Annotated in this window: 20 protein-coding genes and 2 pseudogenes; 11 read left to right on the forward strand and 11 right to left on the reverse strand. The window is 63.6% G+C overall.

The genetic code is table 11. The annotated features are described in order from the left end of the window. Positions 1-113: 113 nt before the first annotated feature. Genes EGY25_RS06385 through putA form a run of 5 tightly spaced genes read right to left on the reverse strand, consistent with a single transcriptional unit; the run spans position 114 to position 6,428 of the window. Positions 114-524 carry a hypothetical protein gene (locus tag EGY25_RS06385; protein ID WP_135194202.1) on the reverse strand — a complete coding sequence of 137 codons (411 nt, stop codon included), beginning with the start codon at positions 522-524 and terminating at the stop codon, positions 114-116. Between the two features lie 2 nt (positions 525-526). After that, a complete protein-coding gene (locus tag EGY25_RS06390; protein WP_135194203.1) occupies positions 527-1,210 on the reverse strand; it encodes an ABC transporter ATP-binding protein in 684 nt (227 codons plus the stop codon). Then, positions 1,207-2,370 (reverse strand): chain-length determining protein, encoded by a 1,164-nt coding sequence (locus tag EGY25_RS06395; RefSeq protein ID WP_135194204.1) that lies wholly within the window; start codon positions 2,368-2,370, stop codon positions 1,207-1,209. The genes EGY25_RS06390 and EGY25_RS06395 overlap by 4 nt, the downstream gene beginning before the upstream one ends. 26 nt (positions 2,371-2,396) lie before the next feature. Further along, complete coding sequence (locus EGY25_RS06400; RefSeq protein WP_245159376.1) at positions 2,397-3,263, reverse strand: ABC transporter permease; 867 nt, start codon at positions 3,261-3,263, stop codon at positions 2,397-2,399. Between the two features lie 33 nt (positions 3,264-3,296). Continuing rightward, complete coding sequence (gene putA, locus EGY25_RS06405; protein WP_135194205.1) at positions 3,297-6,428, reverse strand: bifunctional proline dehydrogenase/L-glutamate gamma-semialdehyde dehydrogenase PutA; 3,132 nt, start codon at positions 6,426-6,428, stop codon at positions 3,297-3,299. Between the two features lie 109 nt (positions 6,429-6,537). Here putA and EGY25_RS06410 point away from each other — a divergent pair, with 109 nt between their 5' ends. Beyond that, a complete protein-coding gene (locus tag EGY25_RS06410; RefSeq protein WP_135194206.1) occupies positions 6,538-6,999 on the forward strand; it encodes an Lrp/AsnC ligand binding domain-containing protein in 462 nt (153 codons plus the stop codon). On the opposite strand, the gene EGY25_RS06415 is transcribed toward EGY25_RS06410, so the two are convergent. Next, positions 6,996-7,853, reverse strand: coding sequence for an FkbM family methyltransferase (locus tag EGY25_RS06415; protein ID WP_135194207.1), 858 nt, complete (start codon positions 7,851-7,853; stop codon positions 6,996-6,998). The genes EGY25_RS06410 and EGY25_RS06415 overlap by 4 nt on opposite strands. A gap of 281 nt (positions 7,854-8,134) precedes the next feature. Between EGY25_RS06415 and EGY25_RS06420 the strand changes: the two genes are divergently transcribed. From EGY25_RS06420 to EGY25_RS06445, 6 genes are all read left to right on the forward strand, one after another. Then, entirely contained in the window at positions 8,135-10,309 is a 2,175-nt protein-coding gene (locus EGY25_RS06420; protein ID WP_245159377.1) for a sugar phosphate nucleotidyltransferase, read from the forward strand. 96 nt (positions 10,310-10,405) lie between these two features. After that, positions 10,406-11,491 (forward strand): glycosyltransferase family 4 protein, encoded by a 1,086-nt coding sequence (locus EGY25_RS06425; RefSeq protein ID WP_135194208.1) that lies wholly within the window; start codon positions 10,406-10,408, stop codon positions 11,489-11,491. A gap of 10 nt (positions 11,492-11,501) precedes the next feature. Beyond that, a complete protein-coding gene (locus EGY25_RS06430; RefSeq protein ID WP_135194209.1) occupies positions 11,502-13,001 on the forward strand; it encodes a phosphomannomutase/phosphoglucomutase in 1,500 nt (499 codons plus the stop codon). A 70-nt stretch (positions 13,002-13,071) separates the two neighbouring features. Then, a complete protein-coding gene (locus EGY25_RS06435; RefSeq protein WP_135194210.1) occupies positions 13,072-13,335 on the forward strand; it encodes a DUF6894 family protein in 264 nt (87 codons plus the stop codon). Further along, complete coding sequence (locus tag EGY25_RS06440) at positions 13,332-14,075, forward strand: Crp/Fnr family transcriptional regulator (RefSeq protein WP_135194211.1); 744 nt, start codon at positions 13,332-13,334, stop codon at positions 14,073-14,075. The genes EGY25_RS06435 and EGY25_RS06440 overlap by 4 nt, the downstream gene beginning before the upstream one ends. Positions 14,076-14,133: 58 nt before the next feature. Further along, positions 14,134-14,796, forward strand: a complete 663-nt coding sequence (locus tag EGY25_RS06445; protein WP_167762503.1) for a Crp/Fnr family transcriptional regulator — start codon at positions 14,134-14,136, stop codon at positions 14,794-14,796. Here EGY25_RS06445 and glmS read toward each other — a convergent pair. Next, a complete protein-coding gene (gene glmS / locus EGY25_RS06450) occupies positions 14,757-16,571 on the reverse strand; it encodes a glutamine--fructose-6-phosphate transaminase (isomerizing) (RefSeq protein ID WP_135194213.1) in 1,815 nt (604 codons plus the stop codon). The genes EGY25_RS06445 and glmS overlap by 40 nt on opposite strands. 165 nt (positions 16,572-16,736) lie before the next feature. On the opposite strand from glmS, the gene glmM reads away from it, so the two are divergent. Both glmM and EGY25_RS16650 read left to right on the forward strand, forming a co-directional pair. Then, entirely contained in the window at positions 16,737-18,086 is a 1,350-nt protein-coding gene (gene glmM, locus EGY25_RS06455) for a phosphoglucosamine mutase (protein ID WP_135194214.1), read from the forward strand. An 86-nt stretch (positions 18,087-18,172) separates the two neighbouring features. Continuing rightward, positions 18,173-18,463, forward strand: a complete 291-nt coding sequence (locus tag EGY25_RS16650) for a hypothetical protein (RefSeq protein WP_209308007.1) — start codon at positions 18,173-18,175, stop codon at positions 18,461-18,463. Between the two features lie 125 nt (positions 18,464-18,588). Here EGY25_RS16650 and EGY25_RS16765 read toward each other — a convergent pair whose 3' ends face one another. After that, positions 18,589-18,819: a hypothetical protein gene (locus EGY25_RS16765; protein ID WP_245159378.1), complete on the reverse strand. Its 231-nt coding sequence runs from the start codon at positions 18,817-18,819 to the stop codon at positions 18,589-18,591. Here EGY25_RS16765 and EGY25_RS16945 point away from each other — a divergent pair. Further along, positions 18,757-18,990: pseudogene (locus EGY25_RS16945) on the forward strand (HEPN domain-containing protein); the annotation flags it as partial. The gene EGY25_RS16765 and the pseudogene EGY25_RS16945 sit on opposite strands and share 63 nt — an antisense overlap. On the opposite strand, the gene EGY25_RS16770 reads toward EGY25_RS16945, so the two are convergent. Beyond that, positions 18,969-20,720 carry a DUF3363 domain-containing protein gene (locus EGY25_RS16770; protein ID WP_432417370.1) on the reverse strand — a complete coding sequence of 584 codons (1,752 nt, stop codon included), beginning with the start codon at positions 20,718-20,720 and terminating at the stop codon, positions 18,969-18,971. The pseudogene EGY25_RS16945 and the gene EGY25_RS16770 sit on opposite strands and share 22 nt — an antisense overlap. Before the next feature lie 190 nt (positions 20,721-20,910). Here EGY25_RS16770 and EGY25_RS06475 point away from each other — a divergent pair. Next, positions 20,911-21,156, forward strand: a pseudogene (locus EGY25_RS06475) (phosphoglucosamine mutase); the annotation flags it as partial. 10 nt (positions 21,157-21,166) lie between these two features. Here EGY25_RS06475 and EGY25_RS06480 read toward each other — a convergent pair. Further along, positions 21,167-21,628 (reverse strand): hypothetical protein, encoded by a 462-nt coding sequence (locus tag EGY25_RS06480; protein WP_135194217.1) that lies wholly within the window; start codon positions 21,626-21,628, stop codon positions 21,167-21,169. Positions 21,629-21,692: 64 nt separating this feature from the next. Beyond that, on the reverse strand, positions 21,693-22,418 hold the full coding sequence (rph, locus tag EGY25_RS06485; protein ID WP_135194218.1) for a ribonuclease PH: 726 nt from the start codon (positions 22,416-22,418) through the stop codon (positions 21,693-21,695). Between the last annotated feature and the right edge of the window lie 48 nt (positions 22,419-22,466).

Here is a 22,466-nt window from a genome sequence, read left to right on the forward strand (position 1 = left end):
TCCCGTAAGGTATCATTCCGAACTCCTGACTGGCGCCGCTACACAGCGCATCTTGGTTGAATGGGACATATTGGTAGCCGCAATCACCTATTGGCCATCGGTCGCGATTGGCTTCAAAACTCGACCCGAACATCCAATAGCTCAAACACCCCCCCCAACGCGCCTTCCGTCAGGATGATGCGCAATTCCGCCTTCTCGGCTTCGATCCACAGGCGTTCGGCCGAAACCTCGAAAACGCCAGCCCTGCCCGGCTTGAACTCGAACAGGCTGTAGTCGGCCGTCGCACCCCATTCCAGACGATAGGTGTGGCGGCAGGCCCAGCGGTCGACGGAGAAGCGGGCCGTGGCCCGCCACAGGCCCGGCGTCAGCACGTCATACGGCCCCCACACCAGGGCGCGGGCGCGCCCGGCGATGTCCATGCGCTGAACCCGTTCGCGGGCGTCCGCCTCGCGCATGTCGTAGCGGAACTTGTCGGGCGGCCAATGCAGGCTGTCGCCCGCCGCCGACGTCGTCGTCTCGCCCACCGTCAGACCGCCTTCAGCCAGGTGTAGATGTCCACCGCCTCGGCCACATCCTCGAAGATGCGCGCCTGACCGCTCTCGATCAGCAGGGCTCTGTCACAGTATTTTGTGATCAGATTGGTGTTGTGCGAGGCGATCATGAAGGCCCGGTCGGCGCGTTTGCTGAACAGTTCCTCGTTGCACTTCTTCTGGAAGCGCGCATCGCCGACGGCGACAAGCTCGTCCACCAGATAGCAGTCGAACTCGATCGCCAGCGACAGGCCGAACGCCAGGCGCGCGCGCATGCCCGACGAGAAATGCTTGGCCGGCTCCTTCAAGGCGGGGCCCAGTTCGGCGAAATCGTCGACGCGCGCCAGGGTCTCGGCGTAGTCCTTGCCGTAGAGGCGGGCCAGAAAGCGAATGTTGTCCAGGCCGCTGAGGCTGCCCTGGAAGCCACCGCCGAAGCCGATCGGCCATGACGAACTCATACGCCAGTCGATATAGCCGTTCGTCGCCGGCAGCACCCCGCCCAGCATCTTTATCAGGGTCGATTTGCCTTGGCCGTTCCGACCGAGAATGGCCAGCCGCCCTCCCCGCTCCAGCGTGAAGTTCAGATCCCTGAACAGGGTCTTTCCGGCATGACGGTAGGTCTTGGACAGGCCGGAGACCTTCAGGCCGACGGGGTCCAGCGGGGCGAGAACGGTCGTCACTCCTGGCGATGCTCCCGCAGGCCCGCCCACAGAAGGCGTCCCAGCAGGAAGATCATCATGCTGCTGAGGAAGACGATCAAGATGGCGCGAAGACGCTGCGGCTGGGTGGCGCGGTCGGGCAGGTTCGGCTCGACGATCCGGTCCAGATACAGCTTCTGACGGCGCGCGTCCTGCTGGGCGGTCAACAGGGCCGCCGACGCCTCGGTCAGCGCACGGTTGGCCAGCTCGCCCTGCAGGACCAGGCCTTCGTAGGTCGAAATCTTGGGCACCAGAGAACTCTCGTCGCCGACCAGCTTCGCCCGCTCCTGAGCCACCTGCGCCTCATAGGCGGCGATGCGCGACCGAACGGTCGGCAGTTGTGGGCTTTGCGGCGCCGACTGCTGGATCTGGGCGTATTCGGCACGAAGCTGGGCCAGGGTCGAGAGCAGGCCCGAGATCAACTGGGTCGATTCAGCGGCGGCGGTCTGAGGGTCGATGAAACGTTCACGATTGCGGAACGACGTCATCTGTTGCTGGATTTGAGCGCGGCGGGCGGTGGCTTCGACCACGGCCTGTTGGGCCTCTGCGATGGCGTCGGCGGCCGACCGTTCGTTGAGGCGATTGACCAGGTCCTCGCCCGATCCCAGCAGCGCGAGGTTCATGGCGCGAGCATCCTGCGGCGTGAAGGCCTGCACCCTCAGCATCGTGATGCCGCTGGCGCCGTTATAGCCAACCGTCACAAAGCGTTTCAGCGCCTTGAACCGCGCTTCCTCTGATGGACGGCCGAACGGCCCCGGATAGCGCGAAAACAGATCTGCGCCGTTGCGGGAGAACACCTTCTCCAGATCAAAGCGGGCGTCCAAAGTGTCGGCGGCGCCTCGGGAGCCCATATATTCCTGCACGACGAAAGAATCGGAGACGCCGGCGGAAAGCCCGACCCCCTGCAGAACCATCCCCAGATTGTTCGGCCGCGCATCCTCGGTCTTTCGCACGATGAAATGCGCCTCGGAAACATAGCGCGGCGTGGCGATCAGTCCCCAATAGATGATCGCAATGAGCGTCGGCAAAACCACGACGATCAGAAAGGGCAGGGGCAGTTTCCGGCGGAGGGCGGCCAACCCACGCGGCCGCGCAGCCCCCTGCTCAGGCAAGGCCCCGATATATCGCAGTTGTTCAGCCATGAGAGGCGATCAGCTCCAGAAGGAATTTATTCGACATCGATATAACCTTCCGCATTCTTGACCAGCACCAACCCGATCAGAAGTAGCAGAAACGCAGTGGCCGTAGCGTAGGCCACGTTGAAGTGGGTTGGCACAAACTCGCCGAACACGCCGGCGCGGATCATTTCGATGGCGTTGGGATAGGGCACAAGCAGATACCGTTCACGCACGTTCTCAGGCAGCCAGTCCACCATGAAGAACACGCCGGAGAGCGGGATCATGGCGTAGCTGAGTAGCGGCACGATGCGCTCCATAACCTCGAAACGCGTCGCGAGACCCGAGAATATGAACCCCGTGCCTGTCGCCATGATCCACATCAGAAACCAGCCGAAATAGAGCAGAAGCCAGTCATGAGGCACATCGACCTGGCGAAACAGAATCAACGTCAGATACACAACAATGAAGGCGGCAGTGGCCCCGGCCAGCTCGAGAATACAACGCGCCAAATAGAAGTGCAGAGGTCCCAGGGCACGATGGTAAAGAAGCCCCAGATTTGAACCGACCGCACTGATGCTGAAGCTGATGCTGTGCCGAAGCAGCAAAAGGCACATGTAACCCGTCATCACAAACGGCGCGACGGCGAGACCATGACCATTGTGATGGCGGATGAAAATCCACATGACGATCACACCGAAGCAGAACATCAAAGGTTCGCCGACGACCCACAGGAAGCCCAGCCCCCGCCTGCCGTAACGGGTCGCCATCTCGCGCATCATCAGCGCGCCGAGAATTTGCGATTGCCGGACAACAAAAGAACGGCTCATGCTTGGGTGCATTTCATCAATAACGCCAAGCGAATGGCCGGCTCTCGGCGCCACAGACGAGAAGCGCCGCGAGAACATACCGTCGCCCACGCGGGAAGCAAGCACTGCAACACAACGCCGGCCTCAGAGATTCAGCAGCGCCGGGTCGCCGCCTTGGGCCGCAATGTTCACGCTGATCGCTTTTTCGGCCGCGTAGCGGATCAGGCTGTTGGGACCGCCTGCCTTGGGACCCGTTCCCGACAGACCCTCGCCGCCGAACGGCTGGACCCCGACCACGGCGCCGGTGATCGAGCGGTTGACGTAAACATTGCCGGCGGGAACCAGATCCACAACCTCGTCGGCGAAGGCTTCGATGCGGCTGTGGATGCCCAGGGTCAGGCCGTAGCCGCGCGCGGCCAGCTTGCCGGCGACCGACTTCAGGTCGGACGGGGCGTAGCGGTAGATGTGCAGGATGGGGCCGAAGACTTCGCGTTCCAGAAAGTCGGGCGTGGGGATTTCGGCGATGGTCGGGGCGAACAGGTCGCCCTTTTCGGCGCCGAGCGGCAGGTCGGCGCGGGCGATAATTTTCGCTTCCTTCGACAGGCGCTCGACATGGGCTTCCAGGGCGCGACGCGATTCCGGGTCGATGACGGGACCGATGTCGGTCTTGGGATCGGCGGGGTCGGCAACGGTCTGGACCGCGAGCGCTCCCTTAAGACCCTCGATCAGGGCCTCGCCCGAATCCCTGGGCACATAGAGGACGCGCAGGGCCGAGCAGCGCTGGCCGGCCGAGCCGAAGGCCGACTGGATCACGTCGTCGATCACCTGTTCCTTCAGCGCCGTGGTGTCGATGAACATGCCGTTCAGGCCGCCGGTCTCGGCGATGAAGGGGATGATGGCGCCGGGGCGGGCGGCGATGGACCGGTTGATGGCCGCCGCCGTATCGGTGCCGCCGGTGAAGGCTACACCGTCGATCCCCGGATGCGTGACCAGGGCCGCGCCCACCGTCTCGCCGCGTCCGGGAACCAGGGCCAGCAGGTCCGGGTTCAGACCGGCCTTGTGATACAGGCGCACAGCCTCGGCGGCGATCAGCGGCGTCTGTTCGGCGGGCTTGGCCAGGACGGCGTTGCCGGCGGCCAGGGCGGCGGCGATCTGGCCGGTGAAGATGGCCAGGGGGAAGTTCCAAGGGCTGATGCAGGCGAAGACGCCGCGTCCGTGCAGGAACAGTTGGTTGGTCTCGCCGGTCGGGCCCTTCAGGGTCTGGGGGGCGGTGAAGTCGCGCTCGGCCAGCAGGGCGTAGTAGCGGCAGAAGTCGGCGGCCTCGCGCACCTCGGCGACGCCGTCGTTCAGGGTCTTGCCGGCCTCGCGGCTGAGCAGCGCGACCAGGCGGTCCAGATCGGCTTCAAGCGCATCGGCCATGGCGCGCAGGACGACGGCGCGTTTGGCGCCGCCCTGACGATCCCAGACGACCTGGGCCTCAGCGGCGGCCTCGACCGCGGCGTCGATGTCGGCCGTCGCGGCTTCCGAGACATGGCCCAGCACCTGTGATCGGTCGAAGGGATTGGTCACATTCTGCGCGTCGATCCCGGCGCGCAGCTTGCCGCCCACGATGGGGCCGGAGGTCAGCTTTTCGCGATCGACCAACTCCAGCGCCCTGGCGTGGGATTCACGGTCGGCGGCCTGGGAATAGTCGCGGCCGAGGGAGTTCTGACGATCGCCGTACATGTCTTTCGGAACCGGAATCTTGGGGTGACGGTCGGGCGACTGCTCGACCAGGGAGATGGGATCAGCCGCGACGGCCGAGGCGGGCACGCGCTCGTCCAGCAGGGCGTGGACGAAGGAGGAGTTGGCGCCGTTTTCCAGCAGGCGCCGCACCAGATAGGGCAGCAGCTCCTCATGGCCTCCAACGGGAGCATAGGCGCGGACGATCACGGTCTCATCTGCCCAGGCCTCGTGCGCGGCGTCGTAGAGCGCCTCGCCCATGCCGTGCAGGCGCTGGTGTTCGACCGTCACGCCCTGGTCATGCGCCATGCGGCGCACGGCGGCTAGGGTGTGGGCGTTGTGGCTGGCGAACTGGCTGTAGATCGCTGGCGCGGCCGCGATCATGGCCTTGGCGCAAACGAGGTAGTTCAGGTCCGTCGCCGCCTTGGTGGTGAAGACCGGATAGTCGGTGCGCCCGAACACCTGGGCGCGCTTGATCTCGGTGTCCCAATAGGCGCCCTTGACCAGGCGCACCATCAGACGACGGCCCGAGTGGCGCGCCAGGTCGGCGACCCGTTCAATCGTCTCCAGACCGCGCTTCTGATAGGCCTGAACCGCCAGACCCAGGCCGGTCCAGCCGCCCAGCGACGGCTCGTGCGCCAGCCGGGCCAGCAGTTTCAGCGACAGGGCCAGACGGTCCGCCTCCTCGGCGTCCATCGTGTAGTTGATGTCGTATTGGGCCGCGATCTGGGCCAGGCGCAGGATGCGGGGATAGAGGGTCGCCCAGACATCGTCCTCGTGCGTCGCCTCGTAGCGGGGCGACAGGGCCGACAGTTTCACCGAAACGCCGTGACCGTGCTCCGGCCCCTGGCCCTTGGACGTCTTGCCCACGGCCTCGATGGCGTCGGCGTAGATCTTCTCGTACCGGTCCGCGTCGGCGACCGTGCGGGCGCCCTCGCCCAGCATGTCGAAGCTGCACAACCAGCCTTCCTTGTTCGACCGTTTCAGCGCGCCCTGGATTGTGCGGCCGACCACGAACTGCTCGCCCATGATCTTGACGGCGGTGGCCACAGCCTGGCGGATGACCGGCTCGCCCAGACGGCCCGCGATCCGCTTCAGGAAGCCGGGCAGGTCTGTGCGCGCCTCGTCATCGACATCGACCAGTTTGCCGGTCAGCATCAGGCCCCAGGTGGAAGCGTTGACGAACAAGCTCTCAGACTGGCCCAGATGGCTGGCCCAGTCGGCGGATCCGATCTTCTCGGCGATCAGTCGGTCGCGCGTCTCCTCGTCCGGAACGCGCAGCAGGGCCTCGGCCAGACACATCAGGGCCAGACCCTCGCGAGTGCCCAGAGAAAACTGCTGCAGGAAGCTCTCGACCACCCCCTGTTTCTTCTGGCTGCGACGGGCGTGTTCGACCAGGGCCGTCGCCTCCGCCACCACGGCGGCGCGCTCGGCGGCGTCCAGCGGCATGCGGGCCAGGTAGGCGGCCACGGCCTCGCGTTCGTCGCGGAACTTGTGCGCGTCCAGACCGTCCCAGGCGGCCAGGCTCGAGGGCGTGAAGGCGGGCGAGGTCATCGGCAGAAAATCCTGTGGATTTCTGCCGTATAGTCCGGAGTTCATTGAAGGTGCTTCGTATGATACGAGATTAGGCCGAAGATCGTTCGGTTTGAGGTTCTGATTTCCGATGATCGACATCGACGCCATCGACCGTCGCATCCTCAGAGTGCTGCAGACCGACGCCCGCATCTCCAACGCAGAGCTGGCGCGGCGCTGCAACCTGTCGCCCGCCGCCTGTTTCGAACGGGTCAAACGACTGCGCGAAAGGAAGATCATCACCGGCTACGCCGCCATGATCGACCCGAACCAGGTCGGCCGCAACCTTCTGATCTTCGTCGAGGTCCTTCTGGACCGCACCACCGGCGACGTCTTCGAAGCCTTCGCCGCCGCCGTGCGCAGCCAGCCCGAAGTGCTGGAATGCCACATGGTCGCCGGCGGCTTCGACTATCTGATCAAGGCCCGCGTCGGCGACATGGGCGCCTATCGCGCCTTTTTGGGCGACGTTCTGGTGCGCATGCCGGGTGTGCGCGAAACACGGACCTATGCGGTGCTGGAAGAGGTCAAATCGACGACGGTGCTGCCGCTTTAATAATTTAAGGACGGCATGCGACGCGCAACGATCACATCACATTGAACCGTAGCCAACAGTTTCGAAGCCTCGATGGGTTCCAACTGGCTGTTGAAGCTTATTCGCCAGAACAAAAAGCCCTTCTCAGTGAGAGACTGAAGCATGTTTTCCGGCTTCGATCTCGAACGAAGCTGGATCAAATCCCACTCCATGCAAATTACTATGTCGGGCTGACTTAACAACACCTCGGCTCCGGACAGGATCAAGGCTTCCGAACCCTCAGCGTCGATGCGAAGAAGTGCGACCTGTCCAAATTCATGATCATCGAGACGGACGCTCTCTATCTCAAAAATTTCGGAATCTTCGCTTGCCTTCTCATTCTTCAAGGAAATATGTCCGCCGCCGCCGAATTGGCGCGACGTGGAAAAGCGAAGTTGTCCGGCTTTATCGCTTACGGCTCGATGAACTACATCGACCCTGGAGTCATAGCCGTTGAAGCGCACGGATCTCGCTGCCAAGGCGACAAGACGCGGGTTCGCTTCAAAGGTCGTTATACGGCCGTCAGGTCCCACCCGTTGCGCTAATGCTAGGGTGTAGAAACCGACGTGCCCACCAACCTCGACTACCCGATCCCCCGGCTGAACAAGACCCACAACCACTTTCCAAATCCAAGGCTCCCACTCTCCTCTCGAGATCAGGTGAGCGCAAACACTCTCATCTTTGGGGTCTACATAGATAAAATGACCATCGGTCAGCTTTGTCAAAGCTAGGTTGTCGCCGAGGTAGAAGTAGTGTGGCCGCTCAACCTTGACGGTCACCCCCTTAGCGATATCGCTACGCAAAAGGTGCGCGATACGTGCTGGCCATTTCGCCATGGGTCATCCTGTTGTCGTCTGCGATGCAATCCAGCGCAGACATGAGAGATATTGGCGGGTTAGAGGATAGCAACCACCTCCACAACCTGCCTTTCAAGGCCACTTTGCCGAATGTCGCAGCGGCACGATGTCGACCGACCCAGCGTCAGCTCGAAGACAAGCTGTGCGGGCTTGCCCCCCTTAGTATGAAGAGCATTGGAAATTTGCGTGGCACTGGGCGCAGGATGACGTCTGATTCCTCGCAGACTAAGATGAAAGATTGAGTGGGTTTGGGTTCAGCCATGGCTTCGATTTTTCCAGTAATTATGTGTGGCGGCGCCGGGACGCGATTATGGCCGGCGTCTCGTCCCTCCAGACCGAAACAATTTATTCCTCTTTCTGGAAATCGGTCCTCATTCCAAGAGACCGTCGATCGGGTCGCACCTCTTGCCGGCGAGGACGGAGTGCTGATCGTGGTGGGTGGCGCGATCCACCGCCGGACGATACTGGAACAGTTGAGCGAAATCGGCCGCAAGGCTGTATTGTTGCTGGAACCGGAGGGTCGCGAATCCGCAGCGGCCATGGCTGCCGCAGCGTTATGGACGCGACGACGGTGTCCCGACGCAGTCAACCTTTTCGTCGCTTCTGATCACCACATCCCTGACGATGAAGCGTTTCGAGAAGCCGTTGGACTTGCAGCGACCTCGGCTGAAACCGGACGCATCGTCACCCTAGGCCTAGTCCCCACAGCACCTTCGTCGGCGTACGGCTATATCGCCCCGGAAGAGCAGGGGCTGTCCGTCATCAGGTCATTTATAGAAAAGCCCGACGCACAGACCGCCGCTCGGTACATCTCGGCAGGTTTCCTCTGGAACAGTGGAAACTTCATCGTACGCGCGGATGTGCTTGACCAGGAAATCCGCGCATCAACCACCGGCCTAAGCGAGGCGGTCGCTCGAGCATTGGACGATGCCATCCACGACGGTGAAACGATCTTGCTGGGGTCGGCATTTGCCTCCGCACCGAAGATATCCATTGACTACGCGGTCATGGAAAAGACCCGGCTCGCTTCAGTGCTGCCCGTCGATTTTGAATGGTCGGACCTGGGCTCCTGGGACGCTGTTCATGAATCGGGCGAAGGCGATGTGGGCTTGCACATACTGGAGGATTCCGACGGCTGTCTGGTGCGCGCTTGCGATGGCGTGATGGTGGCCGCCATCGGTCTAAGCAATGTCGGGATTATTGTAGAAAAGGACGCTGTACTGGTCACGGACCTTGGGCGCAGTCAGGACGTCAAAAAAGTTGTGGAACGTCTAAGACGGCTTTCGCCACGCCATCTTGATTTCGAACGTCCGCCCGAAGAAACGCTTGAGGGTGGAGCGTTACGCTTGGCTGCCTGGATTCGTCAGTCGGCATTGCCTTGCTGGTGTACGCTCGGACAGAACGTAGAAGGGGGCTTCGAAGAATTTCTCAGCTTAGACGGAAGACGCCTAGCTTCCCCGCATGCAACGGGCATCCAACTCCGGCAGCTTCAGGTCTATGCAGAGGCCGGACGTCTGGGTTGGCAAGGGCCATGGCGCACCGTCTTGAACACTGGATTGGAAAATCTTTTACGGGACCTGAAAAAGAACTGGGCTGAGCTCCCCGCCAACGAGGTTGATCAGGACCAGGGGTTACTTGCGTGTTCCCTGGCGAAGATCGCATTAGCCGCACCTGAATTGGCCGCCCAAAAGCCGATGATCGCCTTGCGCCAACGTTTAGACCCCGCGACGATTCAAATCGGCTTAGAGGCTAAAATCGACTCTAACGTATCCAGCGCCCACATTTCGTTTCTGGAGGCCGCGCTCGCTTGGGAGGCATACGGCTTAAAGGGTTGGCGTGTTCTTGCTGACCGCATCGTCGCGCTTACGATCGAACAATTTTTCGACGCCCGTACAGGCACAATGCAAGAACTCTCCCCCACAGCCATGATGCGGATCGAGGCCGATGGAGAAATTCTCGTCACCCCCGGCCGTCAGTTTGAGTGGTCGTGGTTGTTGGCTCGGTATGCTCGAGTTCGTCACAACTCCGAGATTTTCAGCGTGGCCGAAGCTCTGTACGAAGCAGGTATGAGAGGCATCGAGCCCAAACGTGACGTCGTTGTGGATTCTATGACGATCGACGGCGCAACCCGGAGTTCACGAGCGCGCCTCGCCCCGCAAACAACTTGGATGATGGCATCTCTGACCTTCGCCTCAAACACCGACGTCGGTCGCAGGGAATATTTCACGGCTCAAGCCGGCCGTGCCCTACGCGCAATTTGGAACCATCTGCTCCCGTCGGGCCTGTGGCGCGACAAGCTACTTCAAAATGGCGACTTCATTGACGAACCAGCCTCTGCCGCTCAATTTCAAGCTGTGATGTCAGCCTACGCGGAAATACGGGCGTCAAAAATGCTTTGGTGCCCACCGACGCAGGCCGCGCTCAGTCTGCATTAATTCGATTTATTGCCTTCGTGCGATACTCTCGCCTTCGTCATTCGAACCGTCTAGAAGTTCCGCCCTTACTTAACGGCTCAGGGTCCGCCCGCCTCAATGCGCATCGTTCTGGCCACCGACGCCTGGGAACCTCAGGTCAATGGCGTCGTCCGCACCCTGACCCGCACGGTCGCGGAATGCCGCGGCATGGGCCATGAGGTCGAGGTCATCGAACCCAGCCTGTTCAAGACCATTCCCTGCCCCACCTACCCGGAAATCCGGCTGGCGCTCGGTGCGGAGGAAGAGATCCGCGAGATGCTGCGGGCCTTCGAGCCTGAGGCCGTGCATATCGCCACGGAGGGTCCGATCGGCATCGCCACGCGCCGCATTTGCGTGGAATGGAAGCTGCCGTTCACGACCAGCTACCATACCAAATTCCCCGAATATGTCTCGGCCCGTTTCCCGATCCCGGTCCAGGTCGGCTACGCCTATATGAAGTGGTTCCACAAGCCGTCGGGCCGGCTGATGGTGGCGACCCCGACCCTGCGCGACGAGCTGGTCGAGCATGGATTCAAGAACGTTTCCCCTTGGTCGCGAGGCGTGGACACGGATGTGTTCAACCCCGACCTGGAACGCATCTACGACGAGCTTGGGGGCAAGGACTGGCCGCGCCCCTTCTTCCTGAACGTCGGTCGCGTAGCGGTCGAAAAGAACATCGAATCCTTCCTTCAGCTCGACCTGCCCGGCACCAAGATCGTTGTTGGTGACGGACCGGCTCGCGCCGAGTTGCAGGAGAAATATCCCGAGGCCAAGTTTCTCGGCGCCCGGTTCGGCGACGAGCTGGCCCGCTGTTTCCGCGATGCGGATGTGTTCGTCTTCCCCAGCTGGACCGACACCTTCGGCCTGGTGATCCTGGAAGCCATGGCCGCCGGCACTCCGGTCGCCGCCTATCCGGCCCACGGCCCCATCGACATCATCCCCGGCTCGAACGCCGGGGCGATCGACAAGGACCTCCGGACCGCCTGTCTGGAATGCCTTGAACTCGACCGTAAGGTCGTGCGCGCCTATGCTGAAAAGTTCAGCTGGCGCGCCTCAGCCGATCAGTTCGTCGAGAACTTGCAGCCCTATCCCGAACCGGAGCGCGGCCGTTTCTGGCGCCGCCTGCGCCGCATCGCCCGTATTCGCAAGCGCGCCGCAGCCTGAGCCACACAGAATGCTCAAGCCCCGGCAGGACCTCACGCCGAACACGGCGAACTACGAAAACTTGGCCTTTGTTAAGCCCACTGGTTTCCGCGAATACGACGCGCGCTGGATTCTGGAAAAAGAGATCAATCTCCTCGGCATCCAGGCGCTGGGCCTGGGCTTGGCGACCTACATCAACGAGATCGGCGTGGCGCCCAAGATTGTCACCGGCCATGATTTCCGCAGCTACAGCCTGAGCGTCAAACAGGCCCTGATCCTGGGCTTGCTGGAAGGCGGCATGGAGGTTCTGGACGTGGGTCTGGCCCTGTCGCCCATGGCCTATTTCGGTCAGTTCGAACTGGACGCGCCCTGCGTCGCCATGGTCACCGCCAGCCATAACGAGAACGGCTGGACCGGCGTGAAGATGGGTGCCAACAAGCCCCTGACCTTCGGCCCCGAGGAGATGGGCCGGCTGAAGGAGATCGTGCTGAACGGCGAGGGCGTGGCCCGCCCCGGCGGCAAGCTGGTCCGGGTCGAAGACTTCCGCGAGACCTATGTCGCAGACGTGGCCTCCAAGGTTCAGATCAAGCGGCCGCTGAAGGTGGTCTGCGCCTGCGGCAACGGCACGGCCGGCGCCTTCGCCCCCGACGCTTTGCGCCGCATGGGCGTCGAGGTGATCGAGATGGACACAGACCTCGACTACACCTTCCCCAAATACAATCCGAACCCGGAAGATCACGCCATGCTGGTGCAAATGGCCCAGAGGGTGAGTGAGACCGGCGCCGACCTGGCCCTGGGCTTCGATGGCGACGGCGACCGCTGCGGCGTGGTGGACGACACGGGCGAGGAAATCTTCGCCGACAAGATCGGTTTGATGCTGGCCCGCGACCTGTCCAAGGTCTATCCGGACAGCACCTTCGTCGTCGATGTGAAATCGACCGGCCTCTACAAGACCGACGAGATCCTCAAGGCCAATGGTGCGGAGGTCGTCTACTGGAAGACGGGTCACTCCTACATCAAGCGCAAGACCGCCGAACTGAGCGCCCTGGCCGGGTTCGAGAAGTCGGGGCACTTCTTCATGGCCGGCGACCTGGGCCACGGCTACGACGACGGCCTGGTCGCGGCCGGAGCGGTTCTAGCCATGCTGGATCGCAATCCGGGCAAGAAGCTCAGCGAACTGAAAACCGCCCTGCCGGACGCCTGGACCAGCCTGACCATGTCGCCCCACTGCGACGACGAGCTGAAATACGGCGTGCTGGAGCGGATCGTGAAGGAATATTCGGATCTGGCGGCCGCAGGCGGCGAGATCCTGGGCCGCAAGATCCTTGAGGCCATCACCGTCAACGGCGTGCGGGTGCATCTGGAGGACGGATCCTGGGTCCTGGTCCGCGCCTCGTCGAACAAGCCGGAACTGGTGGTCGTGGTCGAGAGCATGCGGTCGGAAGACGACATGCGCGATCTATTCCGCAAGGAGATCAAACCCCGCCTGGCCGCCTATCCGGAAATCGGCGCCTTCAACCAGGAAATCTGAAAGATCACAGAGGGCTGAACCAATCGGCCCCGTGACCGCTTCCTCCCTCGGCTGCTGCCAGGAGGAAAGATTGCCGCGCTACTTTTTCCATACCCAGAACGGCGATTGCATCCGCGACGACCAGGGCGAGGAGCTGAAGAGCGTCGATGCCGCCAGAGAGGAAGCCGTCGCCGTTCTGGGCGAAATCCTGCGCTATCGTGGGGCCTCCTTCTGGACGACCCGGGCCTTCAGCGTCATCGTCACGGATGCTGACGGCCAGACGGTCGTCAGCGTCACCGCAGCCGCTTCCGACGATGCGCCTGACGGCTGGAGCCTGATGGAAAGCGCCAAATGAGCAGACTTCAAGCCGCGCCCAAGATCACGACCCTGGTCGAGAAACTGTCCCTGCGCGACCGCATCTCTCCCGAAGAGATCGAGGCCCTGCAAAAGGCGCTGGAACCACCCAAGACGGTCGCCGCCAGCTCGGACATCGTGCGCGAACATACCCGGCCGCTGCACAGCACGCTTCTGATCTCCGGCTTTTCCGCCCGCTATTCGACGCTGGAAGACGGTGCGCGCCAGATCACCGAGATCAATGTCGCTGGCGACTTCATCGACCTGCACAGCCTTTTGATGAAGCAGATGGATCACGGGGTCGTGGCCCTGACCGAATGCATCATCGCCGAGGCGCCCCACAGCGGCCTGATCGACATCACCGAGCGCCATCCGCATCTGACGCGACTGCTATGGCTGGACACCATCATCGACGCCGCCATCCATCGCCAATGGCTGGTCGCCATGGGTCGGCGCAGCGGCCTGGGTCATCTGGCCCATCTGGTGTGCGAGCTCTATCTGCGTCTTCAAGCCGTCGGCCAGACCGGAGACCTGACCTTCGACCTGCCGCTGACGCAAGCCACCCTGGGCGACGCGCTGGGCCTCTCGACGGTCCATGTCAGCCGCCTGATCTCGGAATTGCGCGGCGAGGGCGTGATCCACTGGTCGAACGGTCAGATCGACATTCTCGACTGGCACCGCCTGGCCGAGATCGCCGAGTTCGATCCGACCTATCTGAGACTGCAGAGCGACCCCGTCTGACCGCTTAACGCATGTTATCGCACACAACGCCGTTTGGCGGTCTATGCGACCCATGTCCATGTCGAACCTCGCGCGTTCCCTGCTGTCCCTGCTGGCCGTTCAGGGCTTGGACGAAGGTGACGCCTTCAACGCGGCGCCCGGCGAACGCACCGCCCTGACGCGCGACGGCGAACCGCTGGTGACCTTCATTCTCGACGGCGTCGCCGCACGCATCGGACCTAACGAGACACTGTCGCGCGGCCTGGCCTCAAGCGACGATCTGATCAACTTCGATGCGGTGCTGGGGCGGGGCGAAAAGGAAGTCGCCCTGTGGCTGACGGCGGGACGGTTCCACACTGTTCCGGCGCGGCGGCTGGTCCAGCGCATTGATCGCGATACCCTTGTCGAGGCGACCCTGACCGACCTTCGTCAACGCAACGCCGCCCTTCAGGCCGAGCTGGGGCGTCACGCCGACCTCAAGGTGACCCAACGCTTAGCCGCCCTCATCCTTGACGTTCACGACCAGGGCGGCGGCGATACGGTGTCCCTACGCCAGAGCGACCTGGCGGACCTGATGGCGGTGCGACGCGCCAGCGTCTCGACCGCCTGCACCGAACTGTGCGCGGCCGGCGCGCTGCGCCTGCGGCGCGGCGCGATCCAGATCGCCGATGTGGAAGCCCTGCGCGAAACGACGGCCGCGCCTCACTCCACCGTGACGGACTTGGCCAGGTTGCGGGGCTGATCGACGTCGGTGCCCTTCTGGACGGCGGTGTAATAGGCCAGCAACTGCACCGGCACCGCATAGACCAGGGGCGCGATCAGGGGATGGCAGTCCGGGGCGTGGATGCGGCGGATGCCGGCGCCGTGCAGGTCGGGCGCCTTTTCCGGCGCGATCATGATGACCGGCCCGCCACGCGCGGCGACCTCCTGCAGGTTGGAAGCGGTCTTCTCGAACACATCGTCCAGGGGCGCCAGGGCGATGGTCGGGGTCTCTTCGTCGATCAGGGCGATGGGGCCGTGCTTCAGCTCGCCGGCGGCATAGCCCTCGGCGTGGATATAGCTGATCTCCTTCAGCTTCAGCGCCCCTTCCATGGCCAGCGGGAACATGGCGCCCCGCCCCAGGAACAGGACGTCGTCAGCCTTGGCCAGGTCCTGAACCACGGCGCGGATGCTGTCGCCCATCGTCAGGGCCTCGGCGATCAGGCGAGGGCTTTCGAACAGGGCCTTGACCAGTTCGGCCTCCCGGGCCGCATCGATCCGGCCGCGCGCCACGCCCGCCGCGACGGCCAGCGCCAGCAGGGCCGCGACCTGGGCGGTGAAAGCCTTGGTCGAGGCGACGCCGATTTCCGGCCCGGCATGGGTGGGCCACAGCACGGCCGCCACGCGCGCCATGGACGAGGAATGGACGTTGACGACGGCGGCGGTGTTCAACCCTTGCGCCTTGCACCAGATCAGGCTGGCCAGGGTGTCGGCCGTCTCGCCCGACTGGCTGACGGCGACCGCCAGGGTCTTTTGCGTCACCGCCGGCGAGCGGTAGCGGAACTCGGACGCGATCTCGACGTCGCACGGCAGGCCCGCCAGCTTCTCGAAGGCGTAACGGCCGATCTGACCGGCGTAGAAGGCGGTGCCGCAGGCGACGATCTGGATGCGGTCGATGGCGGCGAAGTCGATGGTGTTCGTCTTGGCCGTACCGGTCACCAGGTCGAGATATTCCGACAGGGTGTGCTGGACGCTGTCGGGCTGTTCATGGATCTCCTTTTCCATGAAGTGGCGATATTCGCCCTTCTCGACCATGGCCGAGGAGGCCGAGACCTGGACCACCGCGCGATCAACCGGCTTTCCGGTCACGTCGAACATCTGAGCCCCGGCCTTGGTCACGGCGACGTAATCGCCCTCTTCCAGATAGGAGATTTTCTGGGTGAAGGGTCCGACAGCGAGCGCGTCAGAGCCCAGATACATCTCGTCCTCGCCCCAGCCAACCACCAGGGGGCTGCCGCGTCGTGCGCCCAGGATCAGGTCGTCCGTGCCGTCGATCAGCACCGCCAAGGCATAGGCGCCGGTCAGGCGGTCCAGGGTGATCTTGAACGCCTCCAGGGGGCTGCGGCCCGTGTTCAGTTCGGCGTCCAGCAGGTGGGCGATGACCTCAGTGTCGGTCTGGCTTTCGAAGACATGGCCCTCGGCGGCCAGCTCGGCCTTCAGCTCGGCGAAGTTCTCGATGATGCCGTTGTGTACCAGGGTGACGCGACCGGCCTTGTGCGGGTGGGCGTTGGCCGTCGTCGGCGCACCGTGCGTGGCCCAGCGGGTATGGCCGATCCCGACCGTCGCCGTCATCGGCTGTTCGGCCAGGACGGCTTCCAGATTGCGGATCTTGCCCTGGGCGCGGCGACGTTCCACTGCGCCATCGACAACGGCGGCGACGCCGGCCGAGTCATAGCCGCGATACTCAAGCCGCTTCAGGCTGTCGATCAGCCGGGGAACGACAGGTCCGTTGCCGGTGATGCCGATGATGCCGCACATGCTAGAGACTCCGCAGAAACGTAGTGGATATAGACGCCGCTTTGCACTGGCGGCGATCCGGGGCTAAGCCAACACATCAAGCCCCACCGGCCGTCTATGCAATCTTAAGGCGGGCCGCATCAAAAAAGGGGTTTCGGAACGTTACCCGAAACAAAGGACCAGGCCTTGGGCGATAGAAAATATTTCGGCACCGACGGCATTCGCGGGCGCGCCAACACCTATCCGATGACGGCCGAGGTCGCGCTACGCGTGGGCCTGGCCGCCGGAAAACTGTTCCGCACCGACGACGACCGCCGCCATCTGGTGGTGATCGGCAAGGACACCCGCCTGTCCGGCTACACGATCGAGCCGGCCCTGGTCGCCGGGTTTGCGTCGGTGGGCATGGACGTGCGCACCTTCGGTCCTGTTCCCACGCCGGGCGTAGCCATGCTGACGCGGTCGATGCGCGCCGACTTGGGCGTGATGATCTCGGCCTCGCACAACGACTATGCCGACAACGGGATCAAGCTGTTCGGGCCGGACGGCTACAAGCTGTCGGACCAGATCGAGCTGAAGATTGAGGCCATGATGAACCAGGGCCTGGACCAGGGCCTGGTGCCCTCGAACAAGTTGGGGCGGGTCAAGCGGATCGACGACGCCCAGGCCCGCTATATCGAAATCGCCAAACAGGCCTTCCCCAAGCGCCTGACGCTGCAGGGCCTGCGCATCGCCGTCGATTGCGCTAACGGCGCCGGATACAAGGTCGCGCCCACCACCCTGTTCGAACTGGGCGCCGAGGTCTTCCCCGTCGGCGTGACCCCAAACGGGACCAACATCAACGCCGAATGCGGCTCGACCCATCCGGCGACCCTGGTCGACGCGGTCAAACGCTACCGCGCCGACATCGGCATCGCCCTGGACGGCGACGCGGACCGGCTGATCATCTGCGACGAGAAGGGCCAAGTCGTGGACGGGGACCAGATCATGGCCCTGGTCGGTCTGGACTGGGCCAGACGCGGCATCCTGACCGGCGGGGGCGTCGTCGCCACCGTCATGTCCAACCTGGGTCTGGAGCGCCGGCTGACCGCCGAAGGGCTGACGCTGGAGCGATCAAAGGTCGGCGACCGCTATGTCATGGAGAAGATGCGCGAGGGCGGCTTCAACATCGGCGGCGAACAGTCGGGCCACATCATCCTGCACGACCACGCCACGACCGGCGATGGGTTGATGGCGGCGCTGCAGGTGCTGGCGGTGCTGGTCGAATCCGGCAAGCCCATGAGCGAACTGGCCCATCAGTTCGACCCGGTGCCGCAAAAGCTTGAGAACGTCCGCTTCACCGCCGAAAAGCCGCTGGAGACCGACACGGTCAAGGCCGCCATCGCCAATGCCGAAGCGGCGCTGAGCGGACAGGGGCGTCTCCTGGTGCGACCGTCAGGCACGGAAAAGCTGATCCGCGTCATGGCCGAAGGCGACGACGAGGCCTTGGTGAGACGCGTGGTGGCGGAAGTTGCGGCGGCTGTGAAAACAGCAGAGTGAGACCCACAATACAATATACGAACCTATGCGGCTCGTGCCTGCAACTTCGCGGTTCACAGCGTCTGAGTTTACGGTAGACTCTTCCTATGCGGTCCGATCTGGAACATCTGCCGGAACGTCAGCAGCGTGAACTTCCACGCGTTCGCGACATCCTGCTTGCCGGATTTGAAGCGGCCAGGATAAGCGGTGGCGGCGCCAACTCCGGCTGGAGACGCGGCGGCCAGATCCTCAAGATCATCTTGTTCGGATCGTACGCACGGACGGACTGGGTCGACGAACCCGAGAACGGCTACCTCTCGGACTTCTACCTACTGATCGTGTTCAACCACGAGAAACTGACCAACATCGCCGAATACTGGTGGAACTCCGAGGATTAAATCCTTCGCGACCCGGCCGTCGGCCGTACCGTCAATCTGATCGTCCATGACCTTCAGGAGGTGAACGAAGCCCTGCGGCGCGGCGAGTACTTCTGGACCGACATCGTTCGGGACGGCATCGCGCTCTACGAGATCCCTGGCCATCCCTTCGCAACGCGCAGCCCATGACAGCGCAGGCCGCTGCCGAAATGGCAGATCGCCATTTTGAAGCTAAGGCGGCAAACCTCATGCGGTGGATCGATACGGCTGAATACCAAACTGGAAAGGCTGCCACGGACGAAGGCTTCCGCAAGCTGGCCGCCTTCAGCCTGCATCAGGCGGTAGAGACCGCCTACGCCTGCTTCCTCCTCGTCCACACCTTCTATTTTCCGCGCTCCCACAACATCAAGTTCCTCCGCTCCCTAGCCGAGGACGTGAACACCAGCTTGGTCGAGGCGTGGCCGCGTGAAAGCCGTTTCGATCGGCGCCGGTTCGAACTGCTGAAACGGGCTTATGTCGAAGCGCGCTATAGCGACCAATATGATGCCTCAGTCGAAGATTTGGAGTGGTTGATAGCACGGGCCCGGCATCTACGTGATCGGGTCGCAGAACTCAGCAAGGCGCGCATCGCCAGCTTTGAGCCATCGCCATCGCCGATCCCCCACCCCTTTCGAATCTCAGCCCGTTCTTGTCCCAACCTCCTGGCTTCATCCGCCATAGCGCCCACGCCGGGATCAGGTTCGAAGCCGCCAGCAACCCGGTCCAGCCAGGTGACGCCGCGCGCTGCGGTCTGGAGGTTGAGAGGCCTGACGTCGAGCACGCGAACTTCGACGTCGGCAGGACCGTGGCGCGCCTGATCCGCCACCAGCGCCCGCGAGACGTAGTCGGATGGAATGGCGAACCGGCCTTCGCCCAGAGGCTCAACCGCGCCTTCGCGGCGCATCGTTTCGAGCCGTCGAAGGTGGCGCTCTATGAAAACAGACCGATCTGCGGGCCGGACCGCAAGATGATCGGCTTCAGAGTAAACGCCGTTTCTCAATCGCGCGACCTGGGCGATGGTCTGGTCCGAAGCCCTCTCCCTCCACGGCTTTCCCCGCAACTCGATGACGGCCCGCTCCGGCACGCGATCCAGGATCATGACGCGATCCAATGACGCCAGCCGGACATGCCCCAGACGTCCATCCATGGTCTCGAGCACGAGCAACTGGGCCGCCTTCTTGTGCCATTTGAGCGGCTGAACGCCGGCGCATGCGCCAACGACCACCTCGCCTTCCGAGAGACTCAGCGGTTCAAGGCGATCGGTCTGCCCGCCCCAGAAGCCGCCCCAGATGGCGCGCGTCGCGGCAGCTTCACGCGCCTCCTGTTCACCGACATTCCGCAGGATACCGCGCAGATTTTCAGGGACGGCCCAAAAGCCTTGGCTATCTCGCTGAGCCCATCCGCGACGCTCAAGATGGACCAGACGGCGGAGGGCGTTGGCTCTTTCTCCGCTTTCCAGACCCTCAAGATTGACCTTGCCGTCGCCCTGCCTGCGCAAAAGCGTGTCATCCATCGCCGTCAATCGGTCCGCCGTCAGATCACGGGTGGAGGCCGTCCGGTCGGATCTCGGGCCAAGGATCTCGGTGGCCAGGGCTTCACACCGGCTGCGGAGGCCTTGCGCCGCATAACCGCGGCTGAAGACAAGGTCGCGCCCGTCGTCACGTACACCCCGTAAAATGATGTGTAGATGGGGCCGTCCGGTGTCGTAGTGGGTCACGGCGAGCCATTCGAGCGGCGTGCCGGTGTCGATCGCAACCTGTTTCATCATCCGACGTGCGAACTGCCTGACGTCCGCGAGCTCTTGTCCATCCTCCGGGTTCACGACGATCCGGTAATGACGGCGGTCATCAGCCCACCGATCGACCTCCGCCTTGGCGTCCGGTCGGTCCTCGTGGGGCCCGAAAAACGCCGCCCTCGCGCCCTCCTCGCCAGCGCCCTCCCGTCCGAAGTACCGCACACAGGCTTTCAGGGAGGCGCGCGCGTTCGGTGTCCTCATCACGACCTTGACCTTGACGAACACGCGCCGCGACGGTCCGGCGCCCCGGAAGGCAGGCCGGACCCGCTTCACGACTGTCTTGGCGGCAAAGTCTCGTGTTCTCGCTCTCAAAGGCATCGACGCCGTCGCACTACCGGGCATGCCGACGGCCCCGCGGGGATAGTGATCTCTGTGCGCCGTCATTGACGGACGAAATGGAAAATCATCAGGATCGTGAGGCGTGGCCATGGGGCAACCTGTCATCAGCGACCGCTTTGTCCGCGAACCATCCACCGGTCGCCGGAAGTTTTGCGGACAAAATCGCGTCTGTCCCGCCCTGAGTTATTCCCTCGGATTGACGGCGTTTGATCACCTTTGATCCGATTGCATCACGATCGACTGTGTTCGGGCTGACGACCGCCCATCCCACGCTCTTCGCTGGTGACTGTCCGTTCGTCAGTTCGATCCGGTGCCGCAAAAGCTTGAGAACGTCCACTTCACCGCCGAAAAGCCGCTGGAAACGGACACGGTCAAGGCGGCCATCGCCGACGCTGAGGCGACGCTGAACGGCCAGGGCCGCCTGCTGGTGCGGCCGTCGGGCACGTAGAAGCTGATCCGCGTGATGGCCGAGGGCGACGACGAGGCGCTGGTGAAACGCGTGGTGGCCGATGTCGCCGGCGCGGTGCGCGCCGCCGGCTGAGGGTCGGCCCTTAAGGCTTGCACGCCGCCGGCGGATCGCCGTCGCGTTCCCACAGCTTGCAGGACCGGTCGATCTCGCCCTGGAGCAGGTCGCAAGGGTTGGCGGCGTTGCAGGGCGGGCGCGTCGCCGGGCTGACCTGGATGCAGCGCTCGACCAGGCGGGCCGAGGCGGCGGCCCCGATGGATTCACGACACGGAACTTCGCTGACCGGAACAGGCTGAGGCGCCAGGTCAGGCCCCTCGGGGATGGTGGCCTGGGTTTCCTCGGCGGGCTTTATCGGTTCCTTAGCCGGCGCATCCGCCTTGGCAGCCGGCGGAGCGACCGGGGCGGTTTCCGGCTGTAGAGGAACCGCATCGATCACGTCGGTGTTCGATGCCGACTCATTGGACGCCGGCCCTCCGGGGCCGGAGGGCTGACAGCCGGCCATCAGCACGGCGCAGGCGGCAAGCGAAAGCCATTGGGATCGACGCATGGACTTGTCTCCGGTCAGGACCAACCGGACAAGAATGCCCGCCTGCGACCGAGGGCGAAACCCCCTATCGCTTCACGGCCGCCAGCGCCGCCTTCTGCAAGGCGAACAGTTCGGTGCAGCCGATCTCGGCCAGCGAAAACAGCCGGTCGAACTCGGCGCGCGAGAAACCGCGCTTCTCGCCGGTGGCCTGGACCTCGACGATCTGGCCTGCGCCGGTCAGGACGAAGTTGGAATCCGCCTCGGCCTCGGAGTCCTCTTCATAATCCAGGTCCAGGACTGGCACGCCGTTGCAGATGCCGCACGACACGGCCGCCACCTGGTCCAGGATCGGATCCGACTTCAGCACGCCCTCGTCGCGCAGATAGTTCAGGGCCGAGGCCATGGCGACCCAGGCGCCGGTGATCGAGGCGGTGCGGGTGCCGCCGTCGGCCTGGATGACGTCGCAGTCCAGCACGACCTGACGCTCGCCCAGGGCCTTCAGATCGACGACGGCGCGCAAGCTACGGCCGATCAGGCGCTGAATCTCTTGCGTCCGGCCCGACTGTTTGCCGGCGGCGGCTTCGCGACGGCCGCGGGTGTGGGTGGCGCGGGGCAGCATGCCGTATTCCGCCGTGACCCAACCCTGGCCCTTGCCGCGCATCCAGCCGGGAATGCTCTCGTCGACCGAGGCCGTCACCAGCACCTTGGTGTGGCCGAAGGTGATCAGGCACGAACCCTCGGCATAGCGGTTGACGCCGGTCTCGATGGTCACGGGACGCAGTTGGTCGTCGGTGCGTTGCGAATGGCGCATGAGAGCACTCCTTGGAAGTCTGGCCTTGGAAGCCGAGGCCGCGGTGCT

The sequence above is a fragment of the Brevundimonas intermedia genome, from assembly GCF_004614235.1.
GTDB classification, from domain to species: Bacteria; Pseudomonadota; Alphaproteobacteria; order Caulobacterales; family Caulobacteraceae; genus Brevundimonas; species Brevundimonas intermedia_A.